Origin of the sequence: Vibrio sp. AND4, assembly GCF_000171815.1 — a bacterium.
Classification (GTDB): domain Bacteria; phylum Pseudomonadota; class Gammaproteobacteria; order Enterobacterales; family Vibrionaceae; genus Vibrio.
The window spans coordinates 76748-89602 of the sequence record NZ_ABGR01000008.1 but is presented as its reverse complement, the minus strand read 5'-3'; the positions used below and the strand labels follow the sequence as shown (position 1 = coordinate 89602).

At 42.5% G+C, this 12855-nt stretch carries 9 protein-coding genes; 5 read left to right on the top strand and 4 right to left on the bottom strand.

Annotated features, from left to right (window positions below):
• Window positions 1-594: 594 nt before the first annotated feature.
• The 4 genes from AND4_RS10910 to glpD all read left to right on the top strand — a co-directional run bounded on the left by AND4_RS10910 (window position 595) and on the right by glpD (window position 5739).
• Window positions 595-1449 carry an MIP/aquaporin family protein gene (locus AND4_RS10910; RefSeq protein WP_009843030.1) on the top strand — a complete coding sequence of 285 codons (855 nt, stop codon included), beginning with the start codon at window positions 595-597 and terminating at the stop codon, window positions 1447-1449.
• Window positions 1450-1500: 51 nt separating this feature from the next.
• A complete protein-coding gene (gene glpK, locus AND4_RS10905) occupies window positions 1501-3018 on the top strand; it encodes a glycerol kinase GlpK (protein ID WP_009843029.1) in 1518 nt (505 codons plus the stop codon).
• 190 nt (window positions 3019-3208) lie between these two features.
• Window positions 3209-4000 carry a DeoR/GlpR family transcriptional regulator gene (locus AND4_RS10900; protein ID WP_009843028.1) on the top strand — a complete coding sequence of 264 codons (792 nt, stop codon included), beginning with the start codon at window positions 3209-3211 and terminating at the stop codon, window positions 3998-4000.
• A 179-nt stretch (window positions 4001-4179) separates the two neighbouring features.
• Window positions 4180-5739, top strand: a complete 1560-nt coding sequence (glpD, locus tag AND4_RS10895) for a glycerol-3-phosphate dehydrogenase (RefSeq protein WP_043991625.1) — start codon at window positions 4180-4182, stop codon at window positions 5737-5739.
• Window positions 5740-5890: 151 nt separating this feature from the next.
• Here glpD and AND4_RS10890 read toward each other — a convergent pair whose 3' ends face one another.
• The 3 genes from AND4_RS10890 to AND4_RS10880 all read right to left on the bottom strand — a co-directional run bounded on the left by AND4_RS10890 (window position 5891) and on the right by AND4_RS10880 (window position 11309).
• Complete coding sequence (locus tag AND4_RS10890; protein ID WP_009843026.1) at window positions 5891-7459, bottom strand: hypothetical protein; 1569 nt, start codon at window positions 7457-7459, stop codon at window positions 5891-5893.
• Between the two features lie 634 nt (window positions 7460-8093).
• Window positions 8094-9713: a hypothetical protein gene (locus tag AND4_RS10885; protein ID WP_009843025.1), complete on the bottom strand. Its 1620-nt coding sequence runs from the start codon at window positions 9711-9713 to the stop codon at window positions 8094-8096.
• Window positions 9714-10124: 411 nt separating this feature from the next.
• Window positions 10125-11309 (bottom strand): NnrS family protein, encoded by a 1185-nt coding sequence (locus AND4_RS10880; RefSeq protein ID WP_009843024.1) that lies wholly within the window; start codon window positions 11307-11309, stop codon window positions 10125-10127.
• A 200-nt stretch (window positions 11310-11509) separates the two neighbouring features.
• On the opposite strand from AND4_RS10880, the gene AND4_RS10875 reads away from it, so the two are divergent.
• Window positions 11510-12061, top strand: a complete 552-nt coding sequence (locus AND4_RS10875) for a gamma-glutamylcyclotransferase family protein (protein ID WP_009843023.1) — start codon at window positions 11510-11512, stop codon at window positions 12059-12061.
• Between the two features lie 38 nt (window positions 12062-12099).
• Here AND4_RS10875 and AND4_RS10870 read toward each other — a convergent pair whose 3' ends face one another.
• Entirely contained in the window at window positions 12100-12684 is a 585-nt protein-coding gene (locus tag AND4_RS10870) for an outer membrane beta-barrel protein (protein ID WP_009843022.1), read from the bottom strand.
• Between the last annotated feature and the right edge of the window lie 171 nt (window positions 12685-12855).

Below are 12855 nucleotides of genomic sequence, written 5' to 3'. Positions count from 1 at the left end.
GAGCAAAAAGGAGTTTCGTTCGAAAGTTGGTGCATTTTATGAAATTCAATTTTTATTTCTGTGATTAGTGTTACATAAGAATTAAATTTAAGTAAATCCAGTAAAATACGAGACATTAAATTAGACTGCGCTTCCACTTTCACCAAAATTTGTTACTGTTAAATAAGTGAGCAAACGCTCAAATCAATGGTATTTTTGAGTTAATCGGCGCTCAAACAAGCACAAAATTCAGAATAAAAGGTTAACTTCAAGTAAGTTGGAGAGACTAATCACCACATATCAAACCGAAATAAGCACAATTTCCACAACTGCATCTCGTAAACAACCGAAAGCGACCTCACCAAACGCCTCTCACCACAACGTGTTTAATAACATCATCGGCAGCTTAAGCTTATTAAGTATGAAGTTGATGCTTCTCAAGCATTTATCAAGTTTTATTTTAAGTAAAAGATGCGCCGTTTAACAAAAGCCAAGAATTTTATTAACAATCTCATGCTCAAACACTCATTTTAATCGTTCGTTTATTTTCGAAAACGTTTATCTATGCACAATGGAGCCGTGCTAGAGAAGCATAACAATTAAAGGACGCTTAACATGACAACAAAAAAACACCCTTCATTGCTCGGAGAATGTTTGGCCGAGTTTATTGGCACAGGGTTACTTATCTTTTTTGGCGTAGGCTGTGTCGCTGCACTTGTATTGACGGGGGCTGAATTTGGTCAATGGGAAGTCAGTATTATATGGGGCTTTGGCGTTGCCATTGCGATTTACTGCACTGCTGGCGTATCCGGCGCGCACATCAACCCTGCCGTTACAATCGCACTAGCCATGTTCCATGGTTTCGATAAGACGAAAGTGGTGCCTTATATCATTGCGCAAATGCTCGGGGCATTTTGTTCTGCTGCTCTGGTTTACAGTTTATACAGCACCCTATTTACTGATTATGAAATCGCGCACAACTTTGTTCGTAGCAGCCAAGATGCATTAGTGACGGCAGGCATTTTTTCAACTTACCCGCACGCTTCTCTCTCTTTCTTAGGCGCTTTTGCTGTGGAGTTCGTAATTACGGCCGTGCTCATGTTTGCCATTCTTGCCCTGGGTGACGAGAACAACGGCGCACCTCGTGGCGCAATGAACCCGCTACTGATCGGTATTCTCATTGCAGTGATTGGTGGATCTTTAGGCCCTCTCACTGGTTTTGCGATGAACCCAGCTCGTGATTTTGGCCCTAAACTGTTTGCTTACTTTGCGGGCTGGGATTATGCACTGACTGGTGCTCGTGAAATCCCGTACTTTATTGTGCCAATTCTTGCTCCTATCGCAGGTGCCTGTTTCGGTGGTTGGTTGTACCCAAAAACAATTGCGGCGTATCTGCCACAGCAAGGTCATGGCTGCACTATTCCAAACCAGTGCGAGAGCGAAGAAGAAGCAGAGCAAGCCCGAGCTTAAAACTCACTAGTTCAACTAAAATATAAATAATGAAACAAAAGGACTCTTACCATGACTGAGCAAAAATACATTGTTGCCCTAGACCAAGGAACGACAAGCTCTCGTGCTGTCATTATGGATCATGACGCAAATATTGTGAGCGTCTCTCAACGAGAGTTTACTCAGATTTATCCCGAGGCAGGTTGGGTCGAACATGATCCTATGGAAATCTGGGCGACTCAAAGCTCTACCTTGGTTGAAGCACTGGCGAAAAAGGGCATCCGCAGCGACCAACTTGCAGGCATCGGTATTACTAACCAACGTGAAACCACAATTGTCTGGAACAAAGAGACGGGCAAACCTGTTTATAACGCAATCGTATGGCAATGTCGCCGTACTGCCGATATCTGTGAAGAGTTGAAAGCACGTGGACTAGAGGATTATGTTCGCAACAACACAGGGTTGGTACTCGATCCGTATTTTTCCGGCACAAAAGTGAAGTGGATTCTTGACAACGTTGAAGGCGCACGCAAAGAGGCAGAAGCAGGCAAACTGTTATTCGGTACCGTTGATACCTGGCTGGTTTGGAAAATGACACAAGGCCGCGTGCATGTAACCGACTACACCAACGCTTCGCGTACCATGCTGTTTAACATAAACGACCTATGCTGGGATCAAAAAATGCTGGACGAACTGGGCATCCCAGCCTCGATGATGCCTGAAGTAAAATGCTCGTCTGAAATCTACGGTCAAACTAACATTGGCGGTAAAGGTGGCACTCGTATCCCAATCGCCGGTATTGCCGGTGACCAACAAGCCGCTCTTTACGGCCAGATGTGTGTGGAAGCAGGCCAAGCGAAGAACACCTACGGCACAGGTTGCTTCTTGTTGATGAACACGGGTCAAGAGAAAGTCACATCCAAGAATGGTCTGCTGACAACCCTCGCATGTGGTCCAAAAGGTGAGCCCGCTTACGCCCTCGAAGGTGCGGTATTCATGGGCGGCGCTTCCATTCAATGGCTGCGTGATGAAATGAAAATTCTAGCGGGTGCAGAAGATTCGGAATACTTTGCGACCAAGGTTGATTCCTCCAACGGTGTTTACGTTGTCCCTGCGTTTACAGGTCTGGGCGCGCCTTATTGGGACGCTTACGCTCGCGGTACGATTGTCGGCCTCACTCGGGGCGTGAATGCTAACCACATTATCCGTGCAACGCTGGAGAGTATTGCTTACCAAACCCGCGATGTTCTCGATGCAATGCAGGCCGACTCGGGCATCAAGCTCGCAAACCTGCGTGTAGATGGAGGTGCTGTGGCGAATAATTTCCTAATGCAGTTCCAGTCTGATGTTCTTAATACCCAAGTTCACCGTCCTCAAGTAACCGAAGTGACGGCGCTAGGGGCTGCATATTTAGCGGGTCTGGCCGTTGGGTTCTGGAGTAGTACAGATGAACTCCAAGGCAAGGCGGTGCTCGACCGCAGGTTCGAGCCACATGACGATGAAGAGAAGCGTAACCGCCGTTATAAGGGCTGGAAGCGCGCAGTGAAGTGTGCTCAAACCTGGTCTGAGCTGCACGACGAAGACGATTAATGTCGGAGAAACCATCACATCTCCCCCAATGAATTGTACAGAGCGTCAAATTGGCGCTCTTTTTTTGTGTTCGATCGCGGATTCTCCACTCCTACAACTTCTCACAATGCGCTAATTCGAGCACAATAGCGCTAGTTTGTATTTTCGATTTTGAAGTGCTGGCAATGACCAGTGCACAAGGGAGTGCTAAGTGAAGCAAATACCGAGACACCAACAGATTGTTGAGTTGGTGAAAAAACAAGGCTATGTCAGCACGGATGAGCTGGTAGACAAGTTTAATGTGAGCCCTCAGACCATTCGTCGTGACCTAAACGACCTCGCGGATGAAAACAAGATCCGGCGCTACCATGGTGGTGCAACGATTCCTTTAAGTTCGGAAAACACATCCTACAACACACGTAAAGCGCTCAACTTTAATGAGAAGGATGTGATTGCTGAAGAGGTGGTAAAACACATTCCTGACGGCGCAACTTTATTTATTGATATCGGCACCACACCAGAAGCCGTCGCTCGAGCACTGAATAAAAACCACAAACAACTTCGCGTCGTCACCAATAACATTAATGTGGCCTCCATCTTATTATCGAACCCTGAAATCAGAGTGATTTTGGCGGGCGGTGAAGTACGTAACCGTGATGGCGGTATTGTCGGGGAAGCAACGCTAGATTTCGTCAAGCAATTTCGTCTCGACTTCGGCATTCTTGGCATTAGTGGGATCGACTTTGACGGTTCGCTGTTGGACTTTGATTATCACGAAGTTCGCGTAAAACAAGCCATTATCGATAACAGCCGAAGTGTCTTCCTAGCGGTTGACCATTCGAAATTTGGGCGCAATGCCATGGTTAAATTGGGCAATATCGCGCAATTGAACATGGTATTTACCAATAAACAACCGCCAGAAGAAATTCTCGCAATCCTGAAAGAAGCCGCCGTTCCGTTCGAAGTGGTTGATACACAAATGAAAATAATAGAAGCCGAATAGCACTTACTGTCGAAATTTACGCGCATAAATGACCTCTTTCTTAATTAGATAGAGGTTTTTTTGTGCCCAAATCACACAAAACGCTCATAAACGAAAATAAACAATGACCAAAAACGAAACCTAAGTTAGGATAAAGACCGTTTCCAATGTGCTCGTTCGCTCACAAAGAGGTCAAATTTATGAGTATCCAACAAAATGCTTCCACGACAAACTCATCCCCTACTCTAGATATGATTGTGATCGGCGGCGGCATCAACGGGGCCGGTATTGCGGCAGACGCTGCTGGTCGCGGCTTAAGCGTCGGCTTGTATGAAGCCAATGACTTTGCATCGGCAACCTCTTCTGCCAGTTCAAAACTGATCCACGGTGGTTTGCGTTACCTTGAACATTACGAGTTTCGTTTAGTTTCGGAAGCGCTCGCTGAACGTGAAGTACTGCTTCGAAAAGCGCCACATATCGCATCACCGATGCGTTTCCGTTTACCTCATCGTCCCTTCTTGCGCCCAGCTTGGATGATCCGCTGTGGTTTGTTCCTTTATGATAACTTGGGAAAGCGGACTACACTGCCAGGCAGTAAAACCATCGACCTCGCGAAATCAGGGCTACTAAAACCTGAAATGAAGACAGGTTTCGAATACTCAGATTGTTGGGTAGACGATGCGCGCTTAGTATTGCTCAACGTTCTGGCAGCAAAAGAAAACAACGCCGAAGTTCGCAACTACTGCCGTGTTGAAAAAGCGCACCGTGAAGGCGGAGTCTGGCATGTCACCATTCACGACATGACGACAGACCAACGCTTCGAACGTAAAGCAAAAACCTTAGTAAATGCAGCAGGCCCTTGGGTCAAACAGTTCTTTGATGATGGATTGGATCAAACCTCTCCTCGTAATATTCGTTTGATTAAAGGCTCACACATCGTTGTTCCTCGTATCCACGATGAGCCACAAGCCTACATCCTGCAAAACAAGGACAATCGCATCGTATTTATGATCCCTTACTTAGATCAGTTCTCGATCATTGGTACCACAGATGTGGAATACAAAGGCGACCCGCGCGAAGTCGCGATCTCAGACGGCGAAGTTGATTACTTAATTGATGTCGTTAACCAGCACTTCGTTCAACAGCTAAGCAAAGAGGACGTAGTATGGACATTCAGTGGTGTTCGTCCACTGTGTGATGATGAATCAGATTCACCACAGGCAATCACACGTGACTACACACTAGAGCTGGATGCAGAATACGATCACGCACCTTTGCTTTCAGTATTCGGTGGCAAGCTCACAACTTACCGCAAGCTTGGCGAGGCTGCACTGAATAAACTGGCTCCTTTCCTTCCTGAAATGGGTAAAGACTGGACGGCAAACCAAGCACTTCCTGGTGGTAACTTCAGCTGTAGCCGTGAGCAACTTGTGAAAATGATTCACGCTAAATACACATGGGCGTCAGAGTCGATGCTACTTCGCTATGTAACCCAGTTTGGGACCCGAACTTGGGATCTTATGGAAGGCGCAAACGACGCAGAAGATCTTGGGCACTGCTTCTCAGATCAAGCGAGTGGTGTATATCAGCGTGAAATTGACTACTTAATCAATCACGAGATGGCAAGAACCGATGAAGACATCTTATGGCGTCGAACAAAACTTGGTTTGTACCTAGCAGAAGAAGAAAAACTGGCGCTGGCAGACTATCTCAAAGACAAGCTGCAGCAAAAAGTCGTGAGCCTCTCACAAGTCAGCTAGATTCAACTTCCCTAATACAAAGCCTGCACTTCGCAGGCTTTGTTTTCGGTGAATCATAGCATTAAGAGTCTATTGTGATATCACCCAAAGCCTTAGCTATAGATATATGTATAGATAGGAATAACCAACACTCTTACTGAGCTTAATAGCCTCACCTTACCTCAGTTTTATACTCAATTTTTTTGAAGTTGCTATAAATGTAAGGCTTCATTTGTCCCGAATAATTCTGAAATCCTTTTTCAAGTAATTGTTCTCCACTAATTTCAAAGAGTTGATGACTAAAAGAACGTTTGTTGTCCCAATCAATAATAATTGTTTCTTCTCCAACCTTAGGACCATGCCTCAAAGGTGTCCAAGCGCGTCGTTTATCAAAAGTGATTCTAACTTTAGTTGCGTTGCTTGGTATGACTACTTTATCACTAGGGTAAGCAATGTCACTCCAACCACCTGGTTTTGATATATCTTTCCATACAGACATATCTTTCCTTATCGGATCTTCTTTCGCTAACTGATTACAGGTCTGCCCTTGAAACAGAGTACATTGGGGCTGATCTGGTGAAAAACATTCACTCCAACGTTTTGCATTCCCACACTTTCCATACATATGTGCGTATTTATTAGACGTTTGGAGACACAATCGAAAGTAAGGCTGAAAAGGACAGCGAGGTGCGTATTCGAACTCCATAAAGTGGTCCCACTTTTTCATCTTTTGTCCTATCGGGCGATAGTCTAAAAATGTTTGCCAATAAGTATTATTCGTGGGATTTAAATACTCAGAGGTTTCATAACGAATTGGAGCAAGTTCTTGGCTGTCATTTTTCTCAAATTGTACTAATTTTTCTTTAAAGTTAAGAAGGTTAAAATCAGAAATGACGCTATCATCACCAACTATGTAGGCTTTAATTTGAAAGTTATAATCATTTTGGTAAAGACGATATTTATCAATCGTCGATTGACTTGCGGAGCCACTGACTAAACCACCGTACGAAGCCGATATTTCCTTGGCCACTTCTTTCGATTTTTTCAGGTCATCAGTTTTTGACTTAACTTGAATTAAAACAGCAATTTCTTTGCCATATATGGCACTGCTAATTACAGCATCTCCACATAAGTTCCGGAAGTTAATTTTAGAAGCCTGACTACCTGCCAGAAGAAGCCTTTGCGCTCTGGAGTTTAGTTCTGGTCTCGCTTGCGTTATTTTTTCTTTGGTTTGGTGTTTGATAGTAAACGCAACTGTCGTTGCATTACTCAACTCATGAAAGTTTTGACTAACCTTCCTCTTATTACTGGCAAAAGCAGAGAATTTACCGAAACCTTCACCTGCAGGCGTATTCATTTCAAAAAACTCATTGATTTCAGAAGTACTGTTCACTACCTTTCCATCAACTATTTTAGATAAGTTTGGCACATCACCCGTCCCACCTTCCATAAGACAGTTATAGTTGGTTGGCTCTTGAGATAGGATATTAAAACCGTAGTTCACGAACTTATCTCTATTGGATAGGATGCTACTGCTATCACGAAGTTCTTTAGTCAAGCTATTATTCAATTTAACCGTTAACATTCCATTATTTTTAATTTTATCTAGCTCTCTATCGTTTAAAACTTCTAATTCTGCTTTTTCCCATAAGCTCGTGAGTTCTTCAGAACTACTTTTAGCATATATTCCGTGAGTAAAAAAAGCTGACAACAATGATATACATATTATTTTCTTATTCATAACATTTCTTTCTTGATGAAAATCCATTACAAATATATATAGCTAGTTCAACAAGTAGAATAAAAATCATCAAAAAGATTTATAATATCAAATACGCCCCCTCAAAAAACACAAGATAAAATAACATTTCAATTAATAACTAAGATGATTTTATAGGCTAGAGGACTTTGTTACGTAATTCCGTTTAGAGATAGAACCGACCATTTAGTATATTTCTTAGTCAACACGACAAGTTTCAGGCATACCTAACCCAGTAAGCTTGCTCAAGGTATTTGTCATTGCTCAAGTCCCCACCCGCTTATCAACTTGCAAGGCCAGCGAGCCACGATTAATGAGTGATTGGTTGTATTGCTTTTAGCTGATTTTTTGTAACTAGATTTGGGCATGGGGCCAAAAGAGATAGTGGACCTAACTGTTCAGATCGTAGGCTCTGGATTTAGTTCCGCTGAATTCCACAACAAAGCCCAGCACCACCTAACTATGTCTAGACTACCACGGTCTAAAAAAGGTAACTAGATACAAAGAGTGGATTATTTCTGAAAAGACTTTAATGGAAGAAATTATGTAACCGATACAACACCACGATAGCCAAGGCCATCGTGATGTTGTTTACAAAGCTACTGAATAAAAAGTTTTAGTTTGGTCGAACGTCTACTAAATACTCAATTTTTTTAAAGTTACTCCAGCTGAAACTTTTTAATTTTTTAAAAATGCTAATTTTTTTGGTTTTGCCCCCCCCCGTCGAAAGTATCGATTCAGATAATTTATCTCCTTTAATCTCTAAGAATGGATGACTAAAAGAGCTTTTATTTTCCCAATCAATGGTTATCGTTTCTTCTCCAACCTTACGATTAGTGCCAACTATAAAACCAGAGCGTTTTTCAAAAGCTACTCTTACTCTAACTGCGTTGCTTGGTATAACTACGGAGTCAATAGCAATAGCTCTGGCATCCCAACCACCCGCTTTTGATATTTCTTTCCATACAGAGTAGCTCTCTTTCTCTAACTGATTACATAGTTGCCCTTGAAGCAAAGTACATTGAGCCTGCTCGGGTGAAAAACACTCACTCCAACCTCTCGCACTCTCACACTTTCCATACATCTCTTTATACTTATTAGCAGTTTGAACACACAATTGAGAATAAGACTGCGAAGGGCAGCGAAGTGCGTATTCAAAGTCCATAAAGTGGTCCCACTTTTTCATCTTTTGTCCTATTGGGCGATAGTCTAAAAATGTTTGCCAATAAGCATTATTCGTTGGGTTTAAATATTCAGAGGTTTCATAACGAATTGGGCTAAGTACTTGACTATCATTTTCCTCAAATCGTACCAATTTATCTTTAAAGTTGAGAAGATTAGAATCAGAAATGACAGTGTCATCACCAACTACGTAGGCTTTAATTTTAAAGTTGTAATCATTTTGGTAACGGCGATATTTATTAATCGTCGATTGATTTGCAGAGCCACTGACAAAACTACCGTATGAAGCCGATATTTCCTTAGCCACCTCTTTCGATTTTTTTAGCTCATTAGTTTTTGATTCAACTTGAATTAAAACAGCAATTTCTTTTCCATATATAGCACTGCTAATTACAGCGTCTCCACATAAATTCCGGAAGTTAATTTTAGAAGCCTGACTACCAGCCAGAAGAAGCCTTTGCGCTCTAGAACTTAGTTCTGGCCATGCTTCCGTTATTTTTTCTTTGGTTTGATTTTTGATAGTAAACGCAACTGTCGTCGCATTACTTAACTCTCTAAAGTCTCGAGTAATCTTCTTCTTGTAGCTGGCAGAAGCAGAGAATTTTCCGAAACCTCCACTCGCACTAGCTGAAGTATTCATTTCGAAAAACTCATTAATTTCAGTGGTATTGATAACCACCTTTCCATCAACTACTTTAGAGTAATTTGGTACCTCAATCGTCCCATTCTCCGAAAGACAGTTATAGTTGGTTGGCTCTTGAGATAAGATGTTAAAACCGTAGTTCACGATATTATCTCTGCTATATACGACGGAACCTCTGTTACGCATGCTCGATAGGGTGTTTCCTCTATCACGCAGATCTTTCGTTAACCGATTATTTAATTTAACCGTTAACGTTCCATTATTTTTAATCTTGTCTAGCTCTCTATCATTTAAAACTTCTAATTCTGCTTTTTCCCATAATCTCGTGAGTTCTTCAGAGCTACCTTGAGCATATATTCCATGAGCAAAAAACGCTGACAACAATGATATAGATATTATTTTCTTATTCATAACACTTCTTTCTTGGTAAAAATCCATCGGAAATATATATAGATAGTTCAGCAAGAAGAATAAAATTTCTCAATAATATTTATAAATCAAACAAAGCCCACAAAAAACACATAATATAATAACAACATTATTACTTAATAAGCGCCTAAATATAATACTTACATTAATAACCTAGATGAATTTATAGGCTAAGGAATAAAAAGACCACAATTTCTCACAAAGAGTCAACAATATATTCTAAAAACGAAAATCCGATCAGCGAAGGAGCTGCAAAACTGGAGGCAATGAGTTGATAAGAGAGATGCTGATGTGCAGTAAGCTTTAATGGGCTTGTGAATTACTGGAGATGAATCATTCCGGTTATGGGCTCATACCGTTGGGTTGAGCCCTTTTTTCCAACTCAAACGGCGATTAGCCTGGGTGACCATCTATTCTTGGCGTTATTAGCATCACGCCAAACCGCCACACAAACATACCGAAAGCCAGAACCCACAAGGCTGCGCTGATATCAATCCAAAGCAACATCTGCGAAGGAGCAAAAGTTACCCCCAAACTTCTTACCAGTGCCGCACAAAATACCGCTAAAAAGGCGATACTCATATTCGGGCCTTTGTAAATCATCCGCCCTGTATGCCCCATAGTCACTCGAGAAATCATCGCTAAGATCAAGCCCCCCAAAGCACCGATAGCAAATAGGTGGATCAAGTTATGATTGGCAAACTCGTTTGCCCAACTACCGCGTAGGATCAGGCTCAACGGTAAACACAAGTAAGCGCTATGTAACGACCATACCAGCGGTTCACTTAACGTTAACCAAGGCTTCCAACGCAAAAATCGAACCAATTGAGCCACACCAGCAAACAGCATAATTGGCTTAGCAAACTCTGCAAATGCCACAGGGAAGAAACTCAATATAAACAGCACAATCAATGGCAAGTTGGCTAACCAATCCAACCACATCAATGGCTGCGCTTTTTCGAAATTAAAACGACGCGCAGTAAAGAAAGGAATCACCCGAGCTCCCATTACCGAAAGCAGCAAAGTAAACCAGCACAGCATTGCTTGCCATACTGCTGATGACGTAAATGGCAGTGTCCCCGTCACCGTAGCGTAACTAGCAAAATTCGCAAAAATAGCGAGTAAAAACAGTGGTACGAAGAATAAATTGCGCCAACCTTTAGAGCGATAAACACGGATGCCAACTTCGTAAGTGACAAATAATAAAAATAAGGCTTCAATACCACTGGTTAGCCACAGTGGTGCGGGAGTCCACAGTAATATTCGAGGAGCAAGCCACAACACAAATACGGCCAACAAGGTGTAATGTTTCGTACCGTTGATGCCTGTCCAGTTTTGCACCGCAGTCAGAACAAAGCCCACGACAATTGCCATTGAAAAGCCAAATAACATTTCATGAACGTGCCACCACAACGCAGGAACACTCAACGCACTTGGCTGACCAGTTTGGAACATCCATACCCATACCGTAATTGCAACAACGGCATAAGTAGCGCCAAATAGAAAAAACGGTCTAAACCCTAATCGCAGCCACGCTGGGATTTTCTCTTCCACTTTTTTATCGGTGATGTTCAGCATTGTGATGCCCCTAAGTACTCGATGATACTGTTCAAAAACTCAACGTGTTTGAATCTTACCACAAACATATATTAAAAATACATGTTACAAATTCAAACTCTCCTTTTGAGGTAAGCTCTGCGTTCCATGCATTGCTTGGTTGATAGGGTTTAGGTATAACGGATAGCAGTGATTTCGTCGAAGTAAAGGAAGCAATCGAGATGTATATATTTGGCTACGGCAGCCTAATCAATGCCGCCTCGCGAAAATTAACGGGGCAAACAGGAGAAGCCATCCCAATCATCGCTCACGGCCTAGTGCGTTACTGGGGAAAAGTTGACGACAGCTATATTTTATCCCCCTTGGTTGTAAATGAGGGCGAAGGGCAAGTTAATGGCGTGCTGCTTGAAGTGGATGAGATAGCGCTGGCTGAGTTTGATCGCCGCGAACGTGGCTACCATCGCATTCAAATACGTCCTGAGCAAATTGAAACAGAAGCCAGTTTCAACTCAGAACATAGCATTTGGGTTTACGTGAAAAACGACCCGCTACCACCCTGCTCACTCAATCCCATAATGCAAAGTTATGTCGATACGGTTCTCGCGGGATGCTTGGAGGTCTCTCACGCCTTTGCTGAGCACTTCGTTCGCCATACCATTGGTTGGCATCATGCTAAAGAGAACGACCGCCACCAGCCAAAATATGGCAACATGGCTGGCGTCAAAGCGCATCATTATGAGTTGATTGATAACCTAATCAAAAAGGGAACCTAATGGCTCCCTTGTGCTATTTGCATTCTGCTTGAGCAAACTTAAAATTTGTAATCAACGCCAGCGTATAAGCCTTCTAAATCAGCACCATATTCCAAGCCTTTATACTCAATCGTTACTGAAGAAACACGGTAACCACCAGAAATAATCAGACCAGAAGCGAATTCATAACCAACTTCAGCACCATAATTGAAAACAGTATCGCTATTGTCAGTTTTAACACTAACCTCTTCAGCACTTGATTTAACCTCCCACTCCGCTACCATCAAACCAAGGCCGGCTACTGCGCCAACGTAAAAGCCAGTGCCAGAGAAGTGGTACTTAGGTTTTGCATTCAGGTTGAAACCGTAGCCTTCAATGGAATATTTTAGTGACTGGCCATATTTTCCTTCAAAACGACCATGGTTAATATATTCACCCTCTAGCGCCAGTTTGAAGTTTTCCGAATATTGCAGCTCTTTACCGACTGCAACACTAAAACCAGTTGCAGAAGAAAATTGTAGCTCCGTAGCGTCTTTAATGTCTGATTTTAAAACATCCGCACCAATGTACCAGTTACCTTCTGCCTGAACCGACGCCGAAGCAAACGCTGCACCTAAAACCAATAATGGCAATACTTTTTTCATTATAATTTCCCGATTTTTCATTATTTTAGATAGCTTTTAAAAGCGCGGGGATTATAAGCAAAAAGGAACACTGTTTCATTTCTTTTTTTATAGAAAGAGTGTGGAAATATAAAAAATCAGCATAAGAGTTACTTTAAAAAGTTTGCGCAAGGGATCGTTCCTATCGACTAA